The following is a 25,162-nucleotide window of genomic DNA, read 5'->3' on the forward strand; positions in this document are numbered from 1 at the left end:
GAAACATAATCAAAATATGGATAATATACGATTTATAGAACCTGCGGACTTGCATGCCGAAATGCTCCGCCTGCGCCAAGAACAGCAGATGGACTTTCTGGAATGCCTGACCGGTATGGACTGGGGAGAAACAACCGACAAAGACACGCCGGACACGCCGCGTGGTTTAGGAGTGGTTTATCATCTGGAATCCACCACTACCGGAGAACGTTTAGTCGTACGCACCGCTACCTTGGACCGCGAGAATGCCGAGTTACCCAGTGTCAGTGACATCTGGAAAGCAGCTGATTTCCTGGAGCGTGAAGTATACGATTTCTACGGTATCGTCTTCATCGGACATCCCGACATGCGCCGCCTCTACCTGCGTAACGACTGGGTAGGACACCCTATGCGTAAGGACAATGATCCGGAAAAGGACAATCCGCTACGTATGGACAATGAAGAAACCATTGATACCACTACCGAACTGGAACTTAGCCCGGATGGTACAATAAAGAATAAAGAACAGATACTCTTCGGAGACGAAGAATATGTTGTGAACATCGGTCCGCAACACCCTGCCACGCACGGCGTAATGCGTTTCCGTGTATCACTGGAAGGTGAAACCATCGAGAAGATAGACGCCAACTGCGGCTACATCCACCGGGGCATCGAGAAGATGTGCGAAAGCCTCACCTACCCGCAGACATTGGCACTGACCGACCGTCTGGATTATCTGGGCGCACATCAGAACCGCCACGCCCTTTGCGCATGCATCGAGCAGGCTATGGGCATTGAAGTGAGCGACCGCGTGAAGTATATCCGTACCATCATGGACGAATTGCAACGTATAGACTCTCACTTGCTGTTCTACTCCTGTCTCGCAATGGACCTTGGTGCCCTGACCGCATTCTTCTATGGTTTCCGCGACCGCGAGAAGATACTCGACATCTTCGAGGAAACCTGCGGCGGACGCCTTATTATGAACTACAACACTATCGGTGGCGTGCAGGCCGACCTGCATCCCAACTTCCAGAAACGAGTGAAAGAGTTCATCCCCTACCTGCGTGGCATCATCCACGAATATCATGAGGTGTTCACCGGCAATATCATTGCCCGGCAGCGCCTGAAAGGCGTAGGAGTACTGAGCCGTGAAGATGCCATCGCTTTCGGAGCTACAGGTGGTACAGGACGTGCCAGCGGCTGGGCTTGCGACGTCCGTAAACGCCATCCCTACGGAGTATACGACAAAGTGGACTTCAAAGAAATCGTTTATACCGAAGGCGACTCCTGGGCACGCTACATGGTTCGTATGGACGAAATCATGGAAAGTATGAATATCCTTGAGCAACTCATTGATAACATCCCCGAAGGCCCGTATCAGGAAAAGATGAAACCCATCATCCGTGTACCCGAAGGACAGTATTATACTGCCGTAGAAGGTAGCCGTGGTGAGTTCGGCGTCTTCCTGGAAAGCCACGGCGACAAGACTCCGTACCGTCTGCATTTCCGCAGCACGGGATTACCGCTGGTAAGCACCGTAGATACCATTTGCCGCGGAGCAAAGATTGCCGACCTGATTGCAATCGGGGGAACGCTGGATTACGTAGTGCCGGATATTGATAGGTAAGTATTAAGTATTAACTATTAAGTATTAAGTATTAATTCTATGCAGAATGAGGACGCAGCCAATTAATATTTAATACTTAAAACCTAATAACTAGAATAACGTGTTTGACTTTAGTATAGTAACCAACTGGATACACCAGACGCTGACTTCCCTGATGCCGGAAGGTCTGGCGATATTCCTCGAATGTGTAGTGATAGGCGTGTGCATCATTTTGATGTATGCCGTACTCGCCATCATTCTGATTTACATGGAGCGCAAGATATGTGCTTTCTTCCAGTGCCGTCTCGGTCCGAACCGTGTAGGTAAATGGGGTAGCATTCAGGTCATCTGCGACGTGTTGAAAATGCTGACCAAAGAAATCTTCACTCCGAAAGCTGCCGACCGTTTCCTCTACAACCTGGCACCGTTCATGGTGATCATAGCTTCATTCCTGACATTTGCCTGCCTCCCTATCAATAAAGGTATGGAAGTGCTGAATTTCAATGTAGGTGTATTCTTCCTGCTGGCAGCATCCAGTATAGGTGTACTGGGTATTCTGCTGGCCGGCTGGGGATCCAATAATAAGTTTTCATTGATCGGAGCCATGCGAAGCGGAGCACAGATCATCTCGTACGAGTTGTCTGTAGGACTGAGTATATTGACTATGGTAGTGCTGATGGGTACAATGCAGTTCTCTGAAATTGTAGAAGGACAGGCTGACGGATGGTTCATCTTCAAAGGACACATTCCGGCAGTGATCGCTTTCGTTATCTATCTGATAGCCGGAAACGCGGAGTGCAACCGTGGTCCGTTCGACTTGCCGGAAGCGGAAAGTGAACTGACGGCAGGATACCACACCGAATATAGCGGTATGCACTTCGGTTTCTTCTACCTGGCCGAATATCTGAACCTGTTTATTGTAGCCAGCGTGGCTGCCACCATCTTCCTGGGCGGCTGGATGCCGTTTCATATTGTAGGGCTGGATGGCTTCAACGCTGTGATGGATTATATTCCGGGCTTCATCTGGTTCTTCGGCAAGGCATTCTTCGTAGTATTCCTGCTGATGTGGATTAAATGGACATTCCCCCGCTTGCGTATCGACCAGATCCTGGCATTGGAATGGAAGTATCTGGTACCCATCTCGATGGTAAACCTCATCCTGATGGTACTGATTGTTGTATTTAAACTGCACTTTTAGCCGGCGTAGCGCCGAGGCAGGGTTCCCTTCGGTAAAATTAAATATTAAGAGATTATGAAAGATAAGAACGAAACATACAGTTATTTGGGCGGACTTGTGCACGGCATCGGCTCCTTGCTGACGGGTATGAAAACTACCATGACCGTCTTCTGCCGCCGGAAGGTGACGGAGCAATACCCGGAGAACCGTGCGACGCTGGAGATGTTCGACCGTTTCCGCGGTACGCTGACCATGCCGCACAATGACCGGAACGAACACCATTGCGTAGCGTGCGGACTGTGCCAGATAGCATGTCCCAACGATACCATCAAGGTGACAAGTGAAATGATAGAGACTGGGGACGGCAAGAAAAAGAAGATATTGGCAAAGTATGAATACGACCTCGGTTCGTGCATGTTCTGCCAACTTTGTGTCACTGCTTGTCCGCACGATGCGATTACGTTTACTACAGACTTTGAGCATGCGGTGTTCGACCGTACAAAGCTGGTGAAGACGTTGAACCATCCGGGCAGTCATGTAGAAGAGAAAAAGAAACCGGAGTGACTCAATTCCCCCCCCTCCGACCTCCCCCGTTATCGGGGGAGAGCAACCTCCCGGGAGGAGGAGAATTAAGATAGAATCAAGAATAATAAAGTAAAAAGAATATGGAAATAACCCTTGAAACCGTAGTATTCTACTTTCTGGCAGTGTTCATCAGCGTGTGTTCCATTCTCACTGTGACTACACGCCACATGGTACGCTCGGCAACGTATCTGCTGTTCACGCTTTTCGGCACGGCAGGCATCTACTTCCTGCTGGGCTACACATTTCTGGGCTCGGTACAAATCATGGTTTATGCCGGCGGTATTGTTGTGCTCTACGTCTTCTCCATCCTGCTGACCAGTGGCGAAGGAGACCGTACTACCGACAAGTTGAAACGTAGCAAACTGTTGGCCGGTCTGGGCGCAACCGTAGGTGGTGCCATCATCGTAGTATTCATTACGTTGAAACATAAATTCCTCGTTACTACCGATCTTGTACCGCTGGAAATCAACATCAAGACTATCGGACACTCTATGCTGAGTAGTGACAAATTCGGTTATCTGCTTCCCTTCGAGGCAGTCAGCATTCTGTTGCTGGCATGTATCGTAGGTGGGTTGGTGATTGCACGTAAACGCTAAAAACAATTGATTATGATTCACATGGAATATTATCTGATAGTTTCGGCTATCATGTTTTTCGCCGGTATCTACGGGTTCTTCACCCGCCGCAACACACTGGCGATACTTATCAGCATCGAGTTGATACTGAATGCTACGGATATCAACTTCGCAGTATTCAACCGTTTCCTTTTCCCCGACGGACTGGAAGGGTATTTCTTTGCCCTGTTCTCCATTGCCATCTCGGCAGCCGAAACGGCAGTAGCTATCGCGATTATGATCAACATCTACCGTAATATACGAAGCATCCAAGTCGGTAAACTGGACGAAATGAAGTGGTAGCCTTACTATGCACACACCCTGCATAGGTCAGCGCACGCACCCTGCATAGTACGCTTGATATAGATAATAAAAATAATAACTGATAAAATGAAGTATATATGGAATATACAATTCTAATCCTGCTCCTCCCCTTGCTCTCCTTCCTCACGTTGGGGATTGGCGGCAAATGGATGACGCACCGGACGGCAGGCATCATCGGTACCACGGTATTGGCTGTGGTAGCCGTATTGAGCTACGCCACTGCCTGGCAGTATTTCTCCGCTCCGCGTCTGGCGGACGGCACTTTCGCCACACTTATGCCTTATAATGTGACGTGGCTGCCTTTCACCGAGACGCTGAGCATTGACCTAGGTATCCTGCTCGATCCTATTTCAGTAATGATGCTCATCGTCATCTCTACCGTGTCGCTGATGGTACATGTCTACTCTTTCGGCTACATGAAAGGTGAGCGCGGATTCCAACGTTATTATGCATTCCTCAGTCTCTTCACCATGTCCATGTTGGGTCTGGTGGTGGCTACCAATATCTTCCAGATGTATCTGTTCTGGGAGTTGGTGGGTGTTTCGTCTTACTTGCTCATCGGTTTCTACTATACGAAACCGTCTGCTGTCGCTGCAAGCAAGAAAGCGTTCATCGTTACCCGTTTTGCCGACCTGGGTTTCCTGATCGGTATCCTTATTTACGGTTATTATGCCGGAACTTACACCTTCCAGCCCGGTGAAATGGCATTGCTGAAAGGCGGTGCGACAATGATACCTCTGGCACTAGGACTTATGTTTATCGGTGGTGCCGGAAAGAGTGCCATGTTCCCGTTGCACATCTGGCTGCCGGATGCGATGGAAGGCCCGACACCCGTCAGCGCATTGATCCATGCAGCAACGATGGTAGTAGCCGGAGTTTATCTTGTGGCGCGAATGTTCCCGCTGTTCATCGGTTATGCACCCGACGTACTGCACCTGGTAGCTTACATCGGAGCGTTCACTGCATTCTATGCCGCTTCGGTAGCTTGTGTGCAAAGTGACATCAAGCGTGTGCTAGCATTCTCCACGATCTCACAGATTGGCTTTATGATGGTGGCGCTGGGAGTTTGTACTTCCGCTGATCCGCATCATGGCGGTCTGGGCTATATGGCCGGCATGTTCCACCTGTTCACGCACGCTATGTTCAAGGCATTGCTCTTCCTCGGCGCAGGTAGCATTATCCATGCGGTACACAGCAATGAAATGTCCGCCATGGGTGGGTTACGTAAATATATGCCTGTAACACATATCACATTCCTGATTGCATGTCTAGCCATCGCAGGTATCCCTCCGTTCTCCGGATTCTTCTCTAAAGACGAAATACTGACTGCATGCTTCCAGTTCAGTCCTGCTATGGGTTGGATTATGACAGCAATTGCCGCTATGACGGCATTCTATATGTTCCGCCTCTATTACGGCATCTTCTGGGGGGGCGCAGCGCCCCGGCAAGAGTCGCCGAGCGATGAGAGCCACACGCCGCACGGAAACTTGGCTGAAGTGCCTCACCTCCACGAAAGCCCGCTGGCTATGACTATCCCGCTGATGTTTCTTGCCGTTGTTACTATCGGAGCCGGTTTCATCCCCTTCGGTAAATTCATCTCTTCCAACGGTACAGCCTACGAAATACATCTCGACTGGGCGGTGGCAGGTACCAGCATTGCTATAGCTGTCATCTCCATCGCAATTGCCACAGCCATGTACGCACGGGCAAAGCAACCCGTTGCCAATGCCCTTGCCCGTCGTTTCCGCGGATTATGGACAGCTGCATATCATCGCTTCTATATCGATGAAGTGTACCAGTTCGTAACTCACAAAATAATCTTTGGTTGCATCTCCCGCCCCATCGCCTGGTTCGACCGCCACGTAGTAGACGGTTTCTTCAACTTCCTTGCCTGGAGTGCCAATGCCACCAGTGATGAGATACGCGGTCTGCAAAGTGGACAAATTCAACAGTACACTTACGTATTCCTGTTGGGTACGCTGGCGTTGATATTGTTATTGCTGCTATAAGAGATATTTCAATCGTAAATAGTAAATCGTTAAATCGTAAATATAAAGATGAACATATTAAGTATTTTTGTTCTCATCCCCCTGTTGATGTTACTTGGTCTCTGGCTGAGTCGCAACATCAAGCAGATACGCACGGTGATGGTGACAGGTGCATCGGCATTAGTGTTGGCCGCCGTAGGCCTAACCACTGCTTATCTGCAAGCGCGTGCCGCCGGAGACACAGCCGAAATGCTCTTCCGCGCGGATGTACCCTGGTATCCGGCACTCAACATACACTACTCCGTGGGAGTAGACGGCATTTCAGTAGCCATGCTGCTGCTCTCTGCCATCATAGTCTTCACCGGTACTTTCGCCTCCTGGCGCCTGCAACCGTTGACGAAAGAATATTTCCTTTGGTTCACCCTGCTCTCTCTGGGTGTGTTCGGCTTCTTCATTTCTACGGACCTGTTCACCATGTTCATGTTCTATGAAGTAGCACTGATTCCGATGTACCTGCTTATCGGTGTATGGGGATCAGGACGTAAGGAATACTCTGCCATGAAACTGACACTGATGTTGATGGGTGGTTCCGCATTCCTGCTTATTGGCATTCTGGGTATCTATTTCGGTTCCGGTGCCACCAGTATGAACCTGCTGGAAATTGCCCAATTGCATAATATTCCTATCGAACAGCAACGCATTTGGTTCCCGCTTACCTTCCTCGGTTTCGGTGTACTCGGTGCATTGTTCCCGTTCCACACATGGAGCCCCGACGGTCACGCTTCGGCGCCTACTGCCGTAAGTATGCTCCATGCAGGTGTACTGATGAAACTTGGTGGTTACGGTTGTTTCCGTATCGCCATGTATCTGATGCCTGAAGCTGCTCAGGAACTCGGCTGGATATTCCTGATACTGACGGGTATCTCCGTTGTCTACGGTGCCTTCTCGGCTTGTGTACAGACAGATTTGAAATATATTAATGCCTACTCTTCCGTATCTCACTGCGGCCTTGTACTCTTCGCCATCCTGATGATGAACCAAACGGCTTGTACCGGTGCTGTCCTACAAATGCTCAGCCACGGATTGATGACTGCCCTGTTCTTTGCCCTCATCGGTATGATATACGGTCGTACCCACACACGCGACGTACGTGAGCTTTCGGGATTGATGAAAATCATGCCTTTCCTTGCTGTCTGTTACGTCATTGCCGGACTTGCCAATCTCGGACTTCCGGGACTCAGCGGTTTCGTTGCCGAGATGACCATCTTCAACGGTGCTTTCCAGCATGCGGATGTTTTCCACCGTACGTGGACAATCATTGCCTGTACCAGTATCGTGATTACCGCAGTCTATATCCTCCGGCTGGTTGGCAAAATATTGTATGGTACTTGCACCAACAAGCACCATCTGGCACTGACTGACGCCACCTGGGATGAGCGCACTGCCGTGATTATTCTCATCGTCTGCGTTGCAGGTCTCGGTCTTGCTCCGTTATGGATCAGCAATATGATCGGAGACAGTGTGCTACCGGTAGTCAGCGCATTTTAATGAAGAACTAATAATGAAGAATGAAGAATTATCGCACGGCATCATAGCACAGCCAAATTCTTCATTCTTAATTCTTAATTATTAATTTAATAGATATGGATTATTCCCAATTCCTTATTCTCAAAGAAGAGCTTTCGCTGATAGCTGTCATCGTGATTCTCTTCGTGGCCGACCTCTTCATGAGCCCTGACGCTCATAAGAAGGACGGTAACCCACGGCTCAATACCATGCTGCCCGTCGTGTTGCTCACGATACACACGTTAATTACCATCATCCCCGGTCCGGCTGCCGATGCTTTCGGTGGCATGTACCATAACGCCCCGATACAAAGCATCGTGAAGTCCATCCTCAGCGTAGGTACGCTGATTGTTTTCCTGATGGCACACGAGTGGCTGAAGCTGCCGGACACCATCATCAAACAAGGTGAATTCTATATGCTGACACTCTGCACGTTGCTGGGTATGTACTTCATGATTTCCGCAGGACACTTCCTGATGTTCTTCATCGGACTGGAAACAGCAAGTATCCCGATGGCTGCATTGGTTGCTTTCGACAAGTACCGCCATCACTCTGCCGAAGCCGGTGCCAAATACATCCTCACCGCACTTTTCTCCAGCGGACTGTTGCTTTATGGCATCTCGCTTATTTACGGAACGGTAGGCACTCTCTATTTCGATGATATCCCAGCCCACCTGGACGGCAACGCCCTGCAAATAATGGCATTTGTCTTTTTCTTCTCCGGCATGGGGTTCAAGCTTTCCCTTGTTCCTTTCCACCTCTGGACGGCAGACGTGTACGAAGGTGCCCCGAGCGTAGTAACCGCTTATTTGAGTGTGATTTCTAAAGGATCGGCAGCTTTCGTATTAATGACTATCCTTATCAAGACATTCGCCCCGATGGTGGATCAATGGCAGGAAGTTCTTTATTGGGTTATCATAGCTTCTATCACCCTTGCCAACCTTTTCGCCCTACACCAGGAAAACCTGAAACGATTGATGGCATTTTCCAGTATCTCGCAGGCAGGATACATCATGTTGGGTGTGATTGCCGGAACAGGGCAGGGTATGGCATCATTGGTGTATTATGTACTTATTTACATGTTCGCCAACCTCTCTGTATTTGCAGTGATTACGATCATCGCCCTGCGCGCCCATCGCTTCACTCTTGAAGAGTATAACGGACTGTACAGTACCAATCCAAAACTGGCATTCCTTATGACGCTCGCCCTGTTCTCACTGGCAGGTATTCCTCCGTTCGCAGGCTTCTTCTCGAAGTTCTTTATCTTCGCGGCAGCTTTCCAGGGTGGTTTCCATCTGCTGGTGTTCATCGCATTGGCAAATACGATTATTTCACTCTATTACTATCTGAAGATTGTGAAGTCCATGTATATCAACAAGAGTGATGAGCCTATCGCCACTTTCCGCAGCGATAATTATACGCGTGCAAGCCTTATCATCTGTACGCTCGGTATTATTGTATTGAGCCTTGCGAGCGTGGTTTATCAATCCATCGACAAGTTCTCGTTCGGACTGAATTAGTTACAAGCTACGAGCTACAAAGCTACAAGCTACGAGTGGCCGCGCTATCACACCGCAAGGCACTCGTAGCTTGTAGCTCGTAGCTCGTAACTTTTGTGGCTCGTAGCTGAATTATTCCAGCGGTAAGATAAACCAGAATGTTGAGCCTTTGCCCAGCTCACTATCCACACCAATCTTACCTCCCAATTGCTCGATGATGCTCTTGCTGATGGAAAGCCCCAGCCCTGTGCCCTGCACAAAAGAGTTCAGTTTGATGAAGCGGTCGAATACCTTGCGACAAGCTTCGGGAGCAATGCCAATACCAGTGTCTGTCACATATACCCGTAAATGCTTTTCATCCGGCTTATCATATCCGATCCGGATGTTGCCTGTGGTAGTGAACTTAATGGCATTATTTACAAAGTTGGAGACCACCTGGTGTAAGCGGTTAGGATCATTGACTATGATGCATTGCGGCAAGGCCGGTTCAAAGATAAGTTCCACTCCCGGCTTCACCCTCAGCCGCATGGAGCGCGCAATATCCCCGCACAAAGTATTCATGTCGAAATCCCTGAATTTGAAGTCAAAAGTCCCCGCCTCTATCTTCGACAGGTCCAGAATATCTGAAATCAGTTGGAGCAACAGTTCATTATTCTCCTCTACCATTTTAGCGTATTCCCGCTTTTCCTCCGGATCCTCCGCCTCTACCAGTAAGCTTGAAAAGCCGACAATGGCATTCAGCGGTGTACGTATCTCATGACTCATATTCGCTAGGAATGCACTTTTCAGCCGATCTGCCTCTTCAGCTTTCTCCTTGGCTTCAATCAGCTTCTTTTCCGTCTCCTTCAACTCGGTGATATCGTAATTGACACCGATTACCTCAATCAGGCCATTCGCCGGATCATAACGGTTGAGCACTACATTCATGCGCACCCAGTTCCATTTACTCAATGTTCCGAGCCTCAGCACACGTACTTCACTCTTGAAACTTGTCGCTTCTCCCTTTTTAGCCTTTTCAAGGAAGCCCAGTACACGGGTCCTGTCTTCCGGATGCATCTTATCATAGGCGCCGACAACCTCAGCCAACTGCACGTTCTCATCTTCACCCATATTTTTGAACCATTGCTTAATGGCATATCCTTCCCGGGTGAGCAGATTTAATTTGGCATACCCCACTTTGGCGTAGTCAGATATCAATAAGAAGAAGTTTTCAAAATCATGAATACGGCTGATAGAACTAAGCCGCTCCGTATTATCAATGTTGATCAGTACAAAGCCGCTACAATTACCTTTGGTATCATATATCTTGCTAATCTTGGTATAAAGCTCGATTTTCCCCTTCTTTCCCGATCCATAGTATCCCCGTATGCCGGCAAATTCATAATCCTGCGAAAAATCGAGTTCATCCTCAACCCGCATCCGTTCACGTATATCTATCGGCACATTGGGGTTCTCGTAGAAATTCACGCCAAGCACATCCTTCTTACCGGCAATTCCAAATATTTCCAGATCCTTATTGTTGAGGTCAATCAGGCAGCCATCTTTATCATAGATTTCCACACCTACCGGAATATTGGAGAAGAGATTGCGCAAAAGCTTCTCACTGTGATCCAGTGCCATATAGGTCTTCCGCATCTCCGTAACATCCATATATAGGCAGACCAATTCCTCTGGATCAGGAGAATAAATAACGCAATGGCAAGTTTTACCGGTAAGTTCAAAGTACTCGTCCTGCTCCCTGTACGTATTCCTATTGTGTATCTCGGACAAGACCCTCATCTTCTCAGCCATCTTTGTTTTCGAATAAATCTCTGAAGCCAAACGGTCTTTATACCTCTCAAGAGGCATGCCGCATAAATCAGAACTGAACTGGTTCGCGTCCGTAATGAGATAATCCGCCGGACACCCCTCCCCATCAAACATGACAGAAAGGCGTATATACCCCATAGGCATATACTTGTACAAGTTACGCAAGAAAGAACGCTCACGCTCCGCCTCATCCCTGGCACGGCGCAGGTTGATACATATACTGATAATATTGGCAAGGGAAGAGAACCACTGATAATCTTCATTATTCCATCTATGCTCCTTTTCCACCAGGTCAATGCCTATATATCCCCAAATGCGTTCAGTATTCCGCAAAGGGATCGCCATCAGCGACTTGGTGCCTCGCGCCGACAATATCCGGCGTTCCGGTCCGGCCTCTTCGGGCAATTCCGCCAAAGAGTTCAATAAGATAGGTTTATCCGCCATTATCCGGCCATTCCACCATTCCATTCCCCGCGTATCGGCATCTTGCGGGAAATCGATCTCCGGGGCTACTCCCGTAGCGAACACTTCATACGTACAGCTCTGAGCGGCGGGGCGCTCCCCGCCGTATTCAATGATATATACGCGCCCTCCATGGAAGAGTTCAAGGACATCCCTCAGCACTTTCGGGATAACTTCATCCAGGCATTTGTCTTTCAAGAAATTACGCAGGGAATTTGATACGGCATGTTGCCGGAACAATAAAGCGTTGAATTGCTTCAGGGTGTTTTCGGCCTCCGTATTCTCCGGAACCCCGATTACCTGAAGGATGCCAAAAGCCTTTAAATGCCCGTCTTCAGTTACCCATTTCTCTCCTAAGCGGGAACGAATCCAAACCACACCGCGTGCGGCATAGATGGGAAAGATCTGTTCGTATACCTCTATTTCTTCTATTGAAAGAAATTCACGACTGATGCGTTCACGATAATCCTCGCGTATACACATCCCGAATTCACGGAAGGCCAGAGTATCCCCCTTCATACCAAGCAAATTGCATATATACTCGGAGCAAAGATACTCCCGGGTAGCAAAGTCAGCTTCCCACCATCCTATTTGTCCGATAGTGGAGAGGCGACGAAAACGTTCGGATTCTTGTGAGGGGACAACACTCATATCAATTACGCATTAAAGTTCGAGATAATGCAAAGATAATGTTTACTTCTGGAATTTGTCCTCATTCCCGGCAACAAAAAAGAGTAGCGGGCACAGCAAGTAATGAGTAAGCCGATAGCCTAAGACTTCTTTAACTCGGGATGCACGAACACGAAGCGTGCTCCCGCTTGGTATGCCGTATCGACATACACCCGTCCGCCCACCAGCTCGGCGATGCGGCGGCAGATGCTCAATCCCAGCCCCGTGCCCTGCTTGAAGTTGTTCAGCTTCTCGAAGCGTTCGAAGACGGTCTCCGCCTTGTCGGCAGGAATGCCGCTGCCGGTGTCGGTGACGGAGAACTCGACGCCGCCATCCTCCAGCGGACGATATTTCAGCGTGATGCTGCCCCGCTCGGTATATTTGCAGGCATTGGTCAGGAAGTTGGTCAGCACCTGCTGCAGGCGTACGGCATCGGTCTGCAGGGTGAGGGTGGAGGCGGTGCCGGCAGGCTCGTCCAGCTTCAGCTCCACGCCGGGAACCACGCGCGAGGCGATGCTCCGGAGCGTTCCGCGGCACAGTTCGCCCACTGCCACGGAGGCGAGGGTCAGCGTGTAAGTGCCGCTTTCCAGCTTCGAAAGGTCCAGCACGTCGTTCACGAGCGTGGACAGCAAATCGGTGTTCACGTGGATGAGGTTGAGGTATTCGCGGCGCTCCTCCGGCGTCAGTCCCAGGTCTTCTTCGGAATTCACCACGTCGCTGAAGCCCACGATGGCGTTGAGGGGCGTGCGTATCTCATGACTCATGTTCTGCAGGAAGACGGACTTCTGCTGGTTGGCATACTCGGCAGCCTCGCGGGCACGGTCGGCCTCCATGCGGGCGCGGTCGGCGGCAAAGCGCAGTTCTTCGGCCTCGTTGCGGGCACGCAGGGCGATGTTGCGCTCCTTCTGCAGGCGGACGATGCTCTTGCGGCGCTGCATGGTGTAGATGAAGATGAAGACAATCAGGCTGCCGGAGAAGATGATGAGCACGGAGGTGATGGTGCTCTGCATCCGTTCGCGCTCCTCGGCGGCGGCGGCACGCTCCTTCTGGCGGAGGACTTCCGTGCGGTTGCGCTCCAAGTCGGACTGTTGCTGCTTCAGGGCGAGGTCGGAGTTCTTGAGTTTCAGTTCGGCGGCCTGCAGGTTCAGGCGGTCGCGCTCCTTGTCGGCCTCCATCAGGCTGCGCTCGTCGGCCAGCTGGCGGAGGCGCATCTCGCTGTTTTGCAAGGCAAGGCGGTTCTTTTCGGCTTCGAGGCGGGTGTTGTCGAAGCGGGTGGCGTATTCGGTCAACATGTTGTTCAGTTCATCGCTGTTCTGCTTCGCTTTCAGCGAGTCCCACTTCAGAAGCCATCGGTAGGCCTCCCGGTAATTGCCCGTCGCCGCCTCCAGCTGATATCGGGCACTGTAATAAGTATCTGTCTCAGGGATGGAGTCCAGACAGATCCTTGCACGGGCATAATCTCCGGCCAGCCGATAGTAGTTGGTCTTGATGCCTGCATAAATGGAGGCCGTACCGCCCCAGATAGGGTATTCTTTTCTCAAGCTGTCATGCATCTGCAGGTATCTGCCTGCTTCTTTCACGTCGCCTTTCTTACTATAGAACCGTGCCAGATAGAGAATGGGCAACATCTTCCTCTGTCCTCCGGGCGCAGTGTCCAGGGCTTTCTTCAGATACTGCTCGGCAGTTTCATCGTCGCCGAGAGCAATGCTGATATCTCCCATCGCCTGATACATGGCAGAAAGCTCGCCTTTGTTCCCCTGTTTCTCCAAGACCTCCGCCGCCAGCCGGTAGTAGTTCAGGGCAGCCTTGTTATTACGCATCAGCCTGTAGACGTTTCCATAATGGCGGTAGGCATAGGCAAGCCCGTAGGGGTTGTCCAGGCGCACGGCCTCTGCCTGATAGAGCTGCACCTCGGCCAAGGCTTCCACGGATTTCATCTTCCTCAGATAGAAGGTAATCAGCCGGTTCCATCCGCTGAAGACGTACTGCTGGTGGGGCGTCTTCACGGCGAAGTCCCTCAGCTGCCGGACGGCATCTTTCAGCGCGGGCAGGTCGTCGTTGCTGTAGTAATGGTCCACCTTCAGATGCAGGGCGAGGCATTGCGCCTTGCTGTCGTCCTTCCGCGCCGCCCACCGGAAGAGGGTGTCAGCCATGGCGAGCGCCTGTTTCTGGCGCACCACCTTCACGCACTTCTGCTGGTAGGCGAAAAGCTCGTCGTCTATCTTGTAGATGTTATGCTGGGCAAGGAGAGGGAAAGCCCCCATGCACAGCAAGAGTACGATATGTATCAATCTTCTAACCACAACTGCTTCTTCATCTTTTGCTTGTTCTGATAAACGTGTGTGCCCAACGGACACGCAAAAATAGAATAAAAAAGCTGTAAATGCAATGACTTCTACCTGAAATATTTTGATACACAGGCATTTTGGCAACACATAAACAATAACTTCGTAAATGTTCTTGAGAGTCTCCGCACTCAGGATGACAAGACGGGTGCCGTATGTGACCTTATACGGGTGCCGTATCAGACTTTATACGGGTGCCGTATCAGACCTTATACGGGTGCCGTATCAGACTTTATACGGGTGCCGTATCAGACCTTATACGGGTGCCGTATATTACCGTATACGGATGCCGTATGTTAAGAGCGCGCTCTAAAGTCTCATTTATCCGCAATCCTGCCCATCATCATTGTCCTATATCTCCGGAGCAGAAGCCGTAACCTCCTTGTAACTGAAAAGACACCGGAATGTACGACTTATGTATTTCCTCCGTAATACAAACGCCTCATCTTTGCAGCGAATTAAGAAACGCATATAAAGATGAGTATGAAACTTGACTTAGGAAGAATCTTCTTCCTTATTTTATTCCTAACCCTCTCCACCATGGCTGCCCTGGCAGGCACCATCAAAGGAACCATCACCGACAAGCAGACCCGCGAGCCGCTGACCGGAGCCACCGTGCAAGTGGCAGGAACTGCGCAAGGCGCCGTGGCAGACATCGACGGCAACTACTCCCTCGACCTGAAGAACGGCACCTACACGCTGACCGTGAAATACGTAGGCTACAAGGACATCGCCCTGACCACCGTAAGGGTGAAAGGCGAAACCCTGCTGAACTTCGAGATGGAAAGCGACGCGCAAGCCCTGGGCGAAGTGTCCGTCGTTGCCAAGAAGAACCTGGAGAACGAACGCGCCCTGCAGATGGAACGCCGGCAAGCCACCCTCGCCATCGAGAACCTCGGTTCCAAGGAGATGGGCATCAAAGGCATCAGCAACGTGCAGGAAGGCGTAAAGAAGATTACGGGCATCTCCATCGCCGGCGCCGGACAGCTGATTGTACGCGGACTGGGCGACCGCTACAGCACCACCACGCTGAACGGGCTGCCCATCGCCTCGCCCAACCCGGACAACAAGCTGATTCCGCTCGACCTCTTCCCCGCCTCCACCGTGCAGAACATCACCGTGAGCAAGGTCTATGACGCCTCCGCCTTCGCCGACTACAGCGGCGCGCACATCGACATCAATACCAAAGAGAACATAACCGAAGACTTCTTCAACATCGGCCTCAACGTAGGCGGAGCGTTCAACACGCTCGGCAAGGACCGCTACCAGATGGACCGCGCCGGATCGCTCTTCAAGAGCCCCTCCGTGGACCAGGCGGCCCTCGGCATGAGCCTGACGGAGTTCGACCACTACGTCACCACCAGGAACATCTTCGACACCTCCTTTGCCACACAGAAGAAAAGCTCACTGCCCGACTTCAGCGGCAACCTCGGCTTCGGCAAGAACATCGGCATCGGTAACCAAACCCTGAGCATCCTCGTCTCCGCCAGTGCCGGAAACGGGTATCAGAACATGGACAACGCCTTCTACAAGACATTGGAAGCCACGGGAAACGTGCAGGACGACTTCTCCTACGACAGCTACGCCAACGAGCTGAAGCTCGCCGCATTGGGCTACGTGGGATATACGCTGCGCAAGCACGACCGTCTGGGCTACACCTTCTTCTATGCCCGCAACGCCATCGACACCTACCAGCGCCGCGAAGGCGTGGACGCCGAAGGTCATGAACTGACCGGAAGCAACAACACCACGCACATCTACAGCCTGCAGAACCACCAGCTGAACGGCACGCACTACTTCGGCAAGAACGACCGCTGGGAACTGGCTTGGGGCGGCTCGTACAGCAAGACGGGCAGTGAAGAGCCCGACCGCCGGCAGGTGATGTACGTGAAAGACGAAGACGGCAGCCTCAGCCTCTTCAAGCTGAACCGGCAGGAGACCATGCGCTACTTCGGCTCACTGGACGAGGAGGAATGGAACGGCAACCTCTCGCTGAAATGGAAGTGGGGCGAAAACAACTTCTTGCGCGCCGGCTTCAGCTACAAGGACAAGAGCCGCGACTACAGCGCCACCCGCTTCTACTACAACCTGAACAAGCTGAACCCCACCATCAGCAGCATCTACGACACCGACGGCTTCCTCAACCAAGAGAACATCGCCAACGGCAACCTCGTGGTGCAGCGCGTGATGCAGCCCAAAGACAGCTACCGCGCAGGCAACCAAATCTACTCCGGCTATCTGCTGGCCGACTTCTACCCCACAGACCTGCTGCTCGTCAACCTCGGCGTGCGCTACGAAATAAGCAAGCAATGGGTGGACTATGCCACCGACGGCGGCGACTGGTATGCCAAGCAGAGCAAGCTGAGCAAGAACGACCTCTTCCCCACCATGAACCTGAAATATACGGTGAACGATGCCAACAGCATCCGCTTCTCCGCCTCACGCACCGTCACCCGCCCGTCGTTCATCGAGATGGCTCCGTTCCTCTATCAAGAGGCCTACGGCTCGGCGCAAGTCCGTGGTAACGACGAGCTGGAGAACGGCTACAACTATAACTTCGACCTGCGCTACGAACTCTTCGGCAAGAACGGCGACATGCTGTCCGTGACCGGTTACTTCAAGTACCTCGACAAGCCCATCGAACGCATCCAGGCGTTGCAGGGAGGTGCCACGCTGCACAGTTTCCAGAATGCCGACAACGGCATGGCAGGCGGCGTGGAAGTGGAATTCCGCAAGCAACTGGTGAAAGACCTGCGCCTCGGCGCCAACGCCTCCTATATGTACACCAACGTGAAGCTGCCCGAAGGCGGCGCCTACACCAACAAGGAACGGCAGCTGCAAGGCGCATCACCCATCCTTGCCAATGCCGACCTCACCTACTCCCCCCGCTTCGGCGAGGACAAGCAGCTGAACCTCGCACTGCTCTACAACCTGCAAGGCAGCCGCATCCATGCGGTAGGCGTTTCCGAATTGGGCGACATCAAGCAACAAACCCAGCACACGCTGAACTTCAGCGCCGGCTACAGCCTGAACAAGCATTTCAGCCTGAAGCTGCAAGTGAACGACCTGCTGAACAGCAGCGTCATCTTCAAGCAAGACGTGCCCACCACCGGACAGGAAGTGGAAGTGGAACGCTACAAGAAGGGTAGCAACTTCGAGATTGGAGTGAACTACAAACTGTAGAACGAAACAATAGGTATAAACAAAAATAGATTGTATTATCAAAACAATGAACATTATGAAATCATTCAAACTCTTTGCACTGGCTCTTGCAGCCATGACCTCTTTCGCCGCTTGCAGCAGCGATGACGATGACAACAACAATGAAAACGGAAATGAAAGCGGAAACGTCGTTGCCGACGGAACCACCCTGAAAGGAATCATCTCCTCCGACGTAACCCTGAAAGCAGGCTACTCTTACAAGCTGAGCGGTGAATACATCGTGGAAGACGGCGCTACGCTGAACATCGAAGCCGGCGTAAAAATCACGGCCATCTATGATGACATCGTGGACTACATCCTCGTAAAACAAGGCGGCAAGATAAACGCCGTAGGTACAGCTTCGGCTCCCATCGTCATGACTTCCGAGAAAGAAGAACCGGGCGCATGGGGCGGCATCCACATCTGCGGAAAGGCCCACACCAATGCCGAGGGCGGCAAGGGAAGCTCTGAAATAGGCGGCGCCACTTATGGCGGCAATGATGATGCGGACAACTCCGGAACATTGCAATATATCCGTCTGGAATATACCGGCTATGCCTTCAATGAAGAAAAGGAAGCCAATGGTATCTCCTTCTACGGCGTAGGTAGCGGCACCACGGTTGACCATTGCCAGGCCTACAAAGGTTCTGACGACGGTTTCGAGTTCTTCGGCGGTTCGGTAAATGTAAGCAACATGGTAGTAGTGAGCTGTAGCGACGACTCCTTTGACTGGACGGAAGGCTGGAACGGCAAGGGTACTGACCTCGTGGCTTATCAGGAAGCATCAACAACCTTGGGTTACGATTGCGACTGCCTCATCGAAGCTGACAACAACGAAAACAACTACGCCGCCACTCCGGTTTCTCACCCCGTGCTGAAGAACTTGATTCTGGCAGGCAACGGCGGCAGCAAGCAAGGCATCCGTCTGCGTCGCGGCACTCAGGTAGAGATTGACAACGCCAAAGTTTGCGGCAAAGGCAAGACGCTTGCCGTAGAAAGCAAGGAAACTGAAGATGCGCTGAAAAACGGCACCTCCAAACTGACGAACATCACCCTCAGCAATGCACTAGACAGCAAAGAAAGCATCTACACCAACGACACTTTCACAGCAGCCGGAAACAAGGTGGACACTTCCCTCGCCTACGCTTCCTTCGATGCCATCAAGGCAGAATGTAGCTGGATGAGCGGCAACTGGGTGAAATAATAATGATGAACCGAATGATATCTCTGATATCACGGCTTGACAATTGAAGAAATAAATAAACTGTAAAACTTGACAATACTCCAATAACAAGAGAATCCTGCAAACTGCGATTGTTATCAGTTTGCAGGATTCTTCGCATATAGCTAAAAGGAGGTTAGTCCTTCAATATCGTCTTCCGGAAATCATCTCCGGATGGTGACTGGAACACATGCAGATCGAACGCGGAAATAATAGCCAACAGATGGTCGAAGACATCAGATTGCAAGTCTTCATAAGGTATCCAGGATGTGGTTGCAGAAAAGAAATACAGTTCCAACGGTATACCGTGATCGGTAGGTTGAAGCTGACGCACCATACAGGTCATATCATGATTTACACCCGGATGGCTCTTCAAGTAGCAATTCAGGTAAGCACGGAAGACACCGAGATTCGTCTGGCGACGCCCGTTCACAAGGATGGAGTTGTCGATATGATGTTCTTCATTATACTCCTTTATCACTTGTTCCGTCTGTTCAACGTAGTTTGCCAAGAGCTGTATCTTGCGATACTTTGCCAACATTTCGGGAGTACAGAACCGTACACTGTTCATATCGATATTGATAGAACGCTTGATGCGGCGTCCACCGCTCTCCTGCATGCCACGCCAGTTCTGGAAAGAGTCACTTACGAGCAGGTAAGGAGGAATGGTAGTGATGGTCTTGTCGAAATTGCGCACCTTCACCGTGTTCAATGACACTTCTATTACGTCACCATCCGCCCCATACTTAGGCATGGTGATCCAGTCTCCCACCTTCAGCATATTGTTGGCAGAAAGTTGCACACCGGAAACAAAGCCCATGATACTGTCCTTGAACACTAACATCAACACGGCAGCCGAAGCTCCCAGACCGGTGAGCAATACACCGGGTGAACGGTCAATCAGTATGCTGACAACAATGATACCCCCGACAAAATAAAGGATGACCTGCACTGTCTGCAAAAGTCCCTTCAAAGGGCGGTCACGGAACTGTTCCTTCTCGCTATATACGGTATAAACCGCAGTAAGCAAAGTGCTGAGAAAACCAAGAAACATTATAATAATAAAGATGAGGCAGAAACGCATAATAAGCGCCAACGTCGCCGATCCCGCATCGGAAAAAGCCAAGGGAAGCAGGATGTAAATAAGAATAGGTGCCACCATGCGGCTAAGGTGCACCATCACCTTCCGGTCGAAAACAATGTCATCCCAGGTAGCTTTTGTTTGTTTTACCAAACGCGAAACAACTTTCAGCAAGATCTTCCGGCAAATAGCATCTGCCAGATAAGCCACCAAGAGAACTCCCAGAAATGCAATAAATTGATCTAACTGGTCGGCCAATGACCGGCTGAAACCTAAAGTCTGAAGTCCTTCGTTAATTTGTTGTACAATGCTCATGATAGTAAGGGGATTATTATTAATACTTGTTCAGGAAGTCTCTTATATCTTCTTTTAACCACTGATACAAGTAAAGGTTCTTGTATCCGCTGTTCTTTTTCAACATCAGGCTGACGTTGGTCTGGCTATTCTCATAGCTGGTCAGTTCGTTATGGAATTGTTCGTTGTGGGCGGCCAGACGCTTGATTTCCTGTTCGCGCTCGCGACGCAGCACGGTGCATACGGGGATAAGAAGTTTCATCACAACACCATCCATGAGGTGATGCCCCTGTATGTAGAGATAAGTAGTATCAGGATTCAGTCCCAGCTTCTCCAGTTCCACACCCAAAGCCTCCACCGACTTGATATTTCGCGGAAAACGTCTGTGCATCTCGGAAAGCTTCTTGGCAACGGCACGCTGCACGGGTTCCAGTGTTCGTTCGGGATGATGTACATTGACTTCCTGCAAGCGGGTGCATGCATTGAAGTCATACATCGGAAAAGTATAAGTATCTCGTTGGCGATAGAACCAGACGTTCCAGAGAAAGAGCGGATAGACAATTTGCGAATAACGCTTTAGGAAAGCAGGAAAGTCAATCAGCATACGGTCGTTCAATGTAGCCTGTACGCAAACTTCGTGCAAGCTTTCAGCATAACAATGGAAATTCTCGATGGCATAAGCGTACGTCTGGAATATGTAGGGACTACTGTTTATCTTATGTGAAACACTCGTTTTGCCTTGTAACAGAAAGTCGTAGTCACTGTCCACACAGGCTATCAGGCTCTTGCCCAATTCAGTTGTATTCAGCGTATTCATCAGCACCATCTTTTTACCCTTGGCAAGAGAGGTAGCCGAAGGCAGCATCACCTGGAAATAATATTCATCTGTCTCGAACTCAGCCAACAATGTGCGCCAGAAAGCTACATCATCGTAACTTTCCACATACGCCACAATGCGACGCCGCGCCTTCTTGGGATAAAGCTTGTTGGCGGCATTGAAATAGGCAGAGGTAAGATTATGTTTTAAAGAAGTAGCCATAATAATAAGTGATAAGGTGGTAAAAGTGATAAGGTGATAAGGTGATAAGGTTGGCAGGGGGTGATGGGGTGAGATTACATTACCACTTTATCACCTTACCATCCTATTACCCTATCACCTTATATCCGTAGATATTTCATCAACTTCCGTCACCGCATCCAGCCAGCCTTCCATGATGACGGCGGGAGAATGGGTAGTAAGTATCAATTGAACATTGGGATTCAGTTCACGTATCATGCTGATAAGTTTCTGTTGCCACTCGATGTGCAAGGACGCTTCGGGTTCGTCCATAAAGAGAACACAATGGGCGTTATCGCGCACCAGCACGGTAAGTAGAATAATCAGCATCTGTTTTTCACCGGAAGATAGTTTATAGGGCAACAGGCGTTCACCGTCCTGATAGAAGATGATTTCATTACTGCGGCGATCTATGATTTTGCGGGTATAGCTGAATAACTGATCCATCAGATCCTGGAACTTCCGCTTGGGAAGGGATAAGGAAGCGGCTTGTGAACGTTGTTCCTCATCGCCGGAAAGGAGTTCGATCATCTTGTTGCCAATATTCACCTGATAATCGAGGTATCGGCGTTGCAAGAGATAAAGTTGCCAGTCTAGTTCGGATTTGACGTTCGGATCGGCCATGCGGGCGGTAAAATCGCCCATAATCAAGGGGCGGTCGTAACTACGAATTACGTCGTAAGGGATATACGTGGCATCCGGACGGTCGAAGGTAATACGTACGCCTTCTATCTCGCCGTTCTTTATCTCCCCCGAAAGTTCTTCCAGATAGTGGACGGAACGGTTGAGGATCGTGGTTTTCCCCACTCCGTTGATACCGGAAAGGATATTCACGTCGGGACGTAAGTCCCAAGCTATGTCAAAGCGATCCCACAACCTGTGTATCTCTATACGTTTGATGTAATTGGCTTGTTCTTCCATAGTTTTTGCTTTTAATGAAAGCAAATATACGTGATTATCTTTTATTTCCACGCCCGGAAATAGAAAAATCACTTCTCATCCGACAAATCAATGCAGAAACATGCGCCATCCCGATAAGATGTATCGAGATAAATGGAACCACCCAGACGAGTGACAATGAGGCGACAGGAATAAAGCCCCAATCCGGTGCCGGGCATAAATTCATCCAATTTAGTGAAACGGTCGAATATATATTCGGCCTTATCAGCCGGAACACCGATTCCCGTATCGCTCACCATAATACGTACTTTTCCTTCGGCATGCACCAAGCTCATACGAATAGTACCGGCAACCGTGAACTTTGCAGCATTGTTCAGGAGGTGTTCCACAACACGTTGCAGATATTGGGCATTCGTTTTTACAAGACATTCGTCCGATCCCGATTCAAATAACCAGGTGATTTCGGGATTTCCTGCTCTTCTCTTACATATATCCAGAAGCCCGGCACAAATCGACAATATATCCACCTGTTCCATAGGAAGCAACTCTAACGAACTGCTTAAGTCCGATACTTGCAGGATGTCCTCGAACAATTCAGTCAATTGATTGGAGTTCTTTTCAATGATAACCGGAAAATCTTTTTTATCTTCCTGGGACAAATCTTCATTCAGCAACAGGGTACTGAAACCACAGATAGCATTGAGTGGAGTACGTATCTCATGACACATTGACTGTAGGAATTCCGTCTTCATACGGTCGCTTGCTTTGGCTCGTTCGCTTTCCTTAGCAACTTTCTCATTCGACAGAATCAGTGCCCACTTCGTTGCTTTCAGCCGTTTCGTCAACAAGTACTGATAAAGTCCCCAGATAAAGAAAACCAGAAGCAGGACTATGAGCACAGCAAGAGCGATACGATGATAACGTGCTTGAAGTTCGGCCTGTTCTATCTTTAGTTTGTCCACTTCAAACAATGACCTCATCTCAGCCAACTGTTCATTCGTCTCCTCCACATGATTATCTTCCATCAAGCTGGTATATTCCCAAAAGGCGTCAAATCCTTCTTTGTAATGCTGTTTCCATTGAGTAACCAGGTTAATCTTCTTCGCCAGCAACTCAGTCCGCTCATTTGTGTCGGTGGAATCTGTCCGTTCCAGCAAGTCATCCACCGTCTGCATGGCAAGATCGTATTGTGCTGTATAAAGATAATAGCGGAAAGCGGCAGCCAAGAATGATCTTTCATCTGTCTCTGAAGTCTTATCCTGATAGTACGCTTTCATCCGGGAATAAATTTCATCAGCTCTTTTCCTGCCTATAGCATCTACGAAATAAAGCATTTCGCTATAAACACCCATACGTAAAGCTTCACGGCTACGGGTACGGATATAAGCACGCCTCTTGTAGAAAGGCAGTTCAAACTGGCTATCGTATAGTTGCTCCATTTGTTCCAAAGCCTCAACAGCCTTCGCTGCTTCTTCAGCTTTTCCTTCAGCACGATAAATGAACTCGATGCGAGTCAGATAATACCAATTGAACTTATAACTTACCTCAAAAGGTAAATCTCTGACCAACTGTTGAATATTCTTCAAATGGATAATGCGGTCTCCCAAATTCGTAACAGACGGTGAAAAGTAATTGATGCACTCCATTGCCGAACAAAGAATCATCTCCCATTGCACTTCCTGCGATTTATCGGAGAGATTTACCTTGTGGCGTTTATACCGTGAAATTTCTTCATTAGCTTCATCAGGTTTCTCCGCCTCATCCATCTTGCAAACAGAAGGAAAAGCTTTGAGCCATGCCATATAAAAGTTCTTATAAGCCCCTTCCATACACTCTTCTCCTATCTGCTGATAGTAGTGCAAAGAGTCCGGTTCATCTTTATAACTGCGACAAAGAATATCCAGTGTCTCAAAAATATATATCTGATTTTTCAACTGAATGGCCAGTTGCAGCGATTCGTTAATATAGGTACGTTTGCTTGTCACATCGTCGGACAAGTCGTACAAGTCAATATACAGCTCCATCCTCTGCTGTTTGTCGACGGAATTGTCTTGTAGTGTTTGCAGCAGGTGTTTTCTGGTCTGATTAATATCAATCTCCTGAGCAACACTAACTTGCAGACAAAAGAATATGAGCCAGAGGGTCGTTATAATTTTTATCAAGTAGTTTATCATATTCGGACAATTTGAAGAACTTGTCACTTAAGTTGCAAATATAGAATAAATTGGAGGTTAGAGCAAATTTATTCGTATTTAACTGTAATAAGAAGTCTTTCTATGATTTCACTGCAAGTAGGCGTTGGCGGAATTGATATCTATATTAGTGACAATCAGCATTGTTGTATATACTTATCCAAACTATCCGTAGCTGATAATGCCAACTTATTTTTAATGCGCTGTTTTGCTTTCAATACAGACCGGGGAACTATATTAAACAGAAGCGCGATTGTCCTATTATCCAAGTGAGCACGTAACAGATAACACAACCTCAACTCCTGGGCACTTAAACGAAATGGCACTAATTCTTCTGACAGGCACCCACCATAAAACAAGTCTATGACGATAAACAGATCCCTCCATTCAGCCTCATCCTTGACTATACCATAAGCAGGTTTTTGATGAAGACACAGCAACTGCCCCATTGCCACTATCAAAGAAGAAGAACATCCGGCTAATGCCGAAGCCTTCTGATAATCCTTCAATTGTTTTGTCAACTGTTTATTGCGGTACAGCAGACAAGCATTCCAACTATCCTTATACGTATCCATATCCACCATGTTAT

At 49.5% G+C, this 25,162-nt stretch carries 17 protein-coding genes; 10 read left to right on the plus strand and 7 right to left on the minus strand.

Features of this window, described 5'->3' with window-relative positions; all coding sequences use genetic code 11:
• Positions 1–16 precede the first annotated feature (16 nt).
• The 8 genes from BN161_RS01305 (at position 17) to BN161_RS01340 (ending at position 9,362) form a co-directional block, all read left to right on the plus strand.
• Complete coding sequence (locus tag BN161_RS01305) at positions 17–1,609, plus strand: NADH-quinone oxidoreductase subunit D (protein WP_044262322.1); 1,593 nt, start codon at positions 17–19, stop codon at positions 1,607–1,609.
• Between the two features lie 100 nt (positions 1,610–1,709).
• On the plus strand, positions 1,710–2,786 hold the full coding sequence (nuoH, locus tag BN161_RS01310) for an NADH-quinone oxidoreductase subunit NuoH (RefSeq protein ID WP_044262323.1): 1,077 nt from the start codon (positions 1,710–1,712) through the stop codon (positions 2,784–2,786).
• A 54-nt stretch (positions 2,787–2,840) separates the two neighbouring features.
• Positions 2,841–3,329 (plus strand): 4Fe-4S binding protein, encoded by a 489-nt coding sequence (locus tag BN161_RS01315; RefSeq protein WP_044262324.1) that lies wholly within the window; start codon positions 2,841–2,843, stop codon positions 3,327–3,329.
• Between the two features lie 101 nt (positions 3,330–3,430).
• The gene (locus tag BN161_RS01320) at positions 3,431–3,946 is read left to right on the plus strand and encodes an NADH-quinone oxidoreductase subunit J family protein (RefSeq protein ID WP_044262325.1); all 516 of its coding nucleotides are present in this window, start codon (positions 3,431–3,433) and stop codon (positions 3,944–3,946) included.
• Positions 3,947–3,958: 12 nt separating this feature from the next.
• Positions 3,959–4,267: an NADH-quinone oxidoreductase subunit NuoK gene (nuoK, locus tag BN161_RS01325; protein WP_007666971.1), complete on the plus strand. Its 309-nt coding sequence runs from the start codon at positions 3,959–3,961 to the stop codon at positions 4,265–4,267.
• 98 nt (positions 4,268–4,365) lie between these two features.
• Complete coding sequence (gene nuoL / locus BN161_RS01330; protein WP_044262326.1) at positions 4,366–6,297, plus strand: NADH-quinone oxidoreductase subunit L; 1,932 nt, start codon at positions 4,366–4,368, stop codon at positions 6,295–6,297.
• 48 nt (positions 6,298–6,345) lie between these two features.
• Complete coding sequence (locus BN161_RS01335) at positions 6,346–7,824, plus strand: complex I subunit 4 family protein (RefSeq protein ID WP_044262327.1); 1,479 nt, start codon at positions 6,346–6,348, stop codon at positions 7,822–7,824.
• Positions 7,825–7,919: 95 nt separating this feature from the next.
• Positions 7,920–9,362 carry an NADH-quinone oxidoreductase subunit N gene (locus tag BN161_RS01340; RefSeq protein ID WP_044262328.1) on the plus strand — a complete coding sequence of 481 codons (1,443 nt, stop codon included), beginning with the start codon at positions 7,920–7,922 and terminating at the stop codon, positions 9,360–9,362.
• Positions 9,363–9,473: 111 nt separating this feature from the next.
• On the opposite strand, the gene BN161_RS01345 is transcribed toward BN161_RS01340, so the two are convergent.
• Positions 9,474–12,263: a sensor histidine kinase gene (locus BN161_RS01345; protein ID WP_044262329.1), complete on the minus strand. Its 2,790-nt coding sequence runs from the start codon at positions 12,261–12,263 to the stop codon at positions 9,474–9,476.
• A 119-nt stretch (positions 12,264–12,382) separates the two neighbouring features.
• On the minus strand, positions 12,383–14,572 hold the full coding sequence (locus BN161_RS01350) for an ATP-binding protein (RefSeq protein ID WP_052356140.1): 2,190 nt from the start codon (positions 14,570–14,572) through the stop codon (positions 12,383–12,385).
• A gap of 531 nt (positions 14,573–15,103) precedes the next feature.
• On the opposite strand from BN161_RS01350, the gene BN161_RS01355 reads away from it, so the two are divergent.
• Complete coding sequence (locus BN161_RS01355) at positions 15,104–17,809, plus strand: TonB-dependent receptor (protein ID WP_209441874.1); 2,706 nt, start codon at positions 15,104–15,106, stop codon at positions 17,807–17,809.
• Positions 17,810–17,855: 46 nt separating this feature from the next.
• Complete coding sequence (locus BN161_RS01360) at positions 17,856–19,031, plus strand: hypothetical protein (RefSeq protein WP_044262330.1); 1,176 nt, start codon at positions 17,856–17,858, stop codon at positions 19,029–19,031.
• A gap of 154 nt (positions 19,032–19,185) precedes the next feature.
• Here BN161_RS01360 and BN161_RS01365 read toward each other — a convergent pair whose 3' ends face one another.
• The 5 genes from BN161_RS01365 to BN161_RS01385 form a co-directional block, all read right to left on the minus strand.
• Positions 19,186–20,445 carry a mechanosensitive ion channel family protein gene (locus BN161_RS01365; RefSeq protein WP_044262331.1) on the minus strand — a complete coding sequence of 420 codons (1,260 nt, stop codon included), beginning with the start codon at positions 20,443–20,445 and terminating at the stop codon, positions 19,186–19,188.
• A 19-nt stretch (positions 20,446–20,464) separates the two neighbouring features.
• The gene (locus BN161_RS01370; RefSeq protein WP_044262332.1) at positions 20,465–21,463 is read right to left on the minus strand and encodes a DUF4435 domain-containing protein; all 999 of its coding nucleotides are present in this window, start codon (positions 21,461–21,463) and stop codon (positions 20,465–20,467) included.
• A gap of 114 nt (positions 21,464–21,577) precedes the next feature.
• On the minus strand, positions 21,578–22,402 hold the full coding sequence (locus BN161_RS01375) for an AAA family ATPase (protein WP_044262333.1): 825 nt from the start codon (positions 22,400–22,402) through the stop codon (positions 21,578–21,580).
• 68 nt (positions 22,403–22,470) lie between these two features.
• Positions 22,471–24,555 (minus strand): sensor histidine kinase, encoded by a 2,085-nt coding sequence (locus BN161_RS01380; RefSeq protein ID WP_044262334.1) that lies wholly within the window; start codon positions 24,553–24,555, stop codon positions 22,471–22,473.
• A gap of 155 nt (positions 24,556–24,710) precedes the next feature.
• Complete coding sequence (locus tag BN161_RS01385) at positions 24,711–25,148, minus strand: helix-turn-helix transcriptional regulator (protein WP_044262406.1); 438 nt, start codon at positions 25,146–25,148, stop codon at positions 24,711–24,713.
• Positions 25,149–25,162 lie beyond the last annotated feature (14 nt).

Source organism: Bacteroides timonensis, from assembly GCF_000513195.1.
GTDB lineage: Bacteria > Bacteroidota > Bacteroidia > Bacteroidales > Bacteroidaceae > Bacteroides > Bacteroides timonensis.

What these genes read in the sequence shown, in the direction of transcription:
- nuoL (WP_044262326.1), top strand. Translation starts at nt 4,366, where the DNA reads ATGGAATATACAATTCTAATCCTGCTCCTCCCCTTGCTCTCCTTCCTC.
- BN161_RS01385 (WP_044262406.1), bottom strand. Translation starts at nt 25,148, where the DNA reads ATGGATACGTATAAGGATAGTTGGAATGCTTGTCTGCTGTACCGCAAT.
- BN161_RS01365 (WP_044262331.1), bottom strand. Translation starts at nt 20,445, where the DNA reads ATGAGCATTGTACAACAAATTAACGAAGGACTTCAGACTTTAGGTTTC.
- BN161_RS01320 (WP_044262325.1), top strand. Translation starts at nt 3,431, where the DNA reads ATGGAAATAACCCTTGAAACCGTAGTATTCTACTTTCTGGCAGTGTTC.
- nuoK (WP_007666971.1), top strand. Translation starts at nt 3,959, where the DNA reads ATGATTCACATGGAATATTATCTGATAGTTTCGGCTATCATGTTTTTC.
- BN161_RS01380 (WP_044262334.1), bottom strand. Translation starts at nt 24,555, where the DNA reads ATGATAAACTACTTGATAAAAATTATAACGACCCTCTGGCTCATATTC.
- BN161_RS01335 (WP_044262327.1), top strand. Translation starts at nt 6,346, where the DNA reads ATGAACATATTAAGTATTTTTGTTCTCATCCCCCTGTTGATGTTACTT.
- BN161_RS01340 (WP_044262328.1), top strand. Translation starts at nt 7,920, where the DNA reads ATGGATTATTCCCAATTCCTTATTCTCAAAGAAGAGCTTTCGCTGATA.
- BN161_RS01360 (WP_044262330.1), top strand. Translation starts at nt 17,856, where the DNA reads ATGAACATTATGAAATCATTCAAACTCTTTGCACTGGCTCTTGCAGCC.
- BN161_RS01305 (WP_044262322.1), top strand. Translation starts at nt 17, where the DNA reads ATGGATAATATACGATTTATAGAACCTGCGGACTTGCATGCCGAAATG.
- BN161_RS01345 (WP_044262329.1), bottom strand. Translation starts at nt 12,263, where the DNA reads ATGAGTGTTGTCCCCTCACAAGAATCCGAACGTTTTCGTCGCCTCTCC.
- BN161_RS01375 (WP_044262333.1), bottom strand. Translation starts at nt 22,402, where the DNA reads ATGGAAGAACAAGCCAATTACATCAAACGTATAGAGATACACAGGTTG.
- BN161_RS01315 (WP_044262324.1), top strand. Translation starts at nt 2,841, where the DNA reads ATGAAAGATAAGAACGAAACATACAGTTATTTGGGCGGACTTGTGCAC.
- BN161_RS01370 (WP_044262332.1), bottom strand. Translation starts at nt 21,463, where the DNA reads ATGGCTACTTCTTTAAAACATAATCTTACCTCTGCCTATTTCAATGCC.
- BN161_RS01355 (WP_209441874.1), top strand. Translation starts at nt 15,104, where the DNA reads ATGAGTATGAAACTTGACTTAGGAAGAATCTTCTTCCTTATTTTATTC.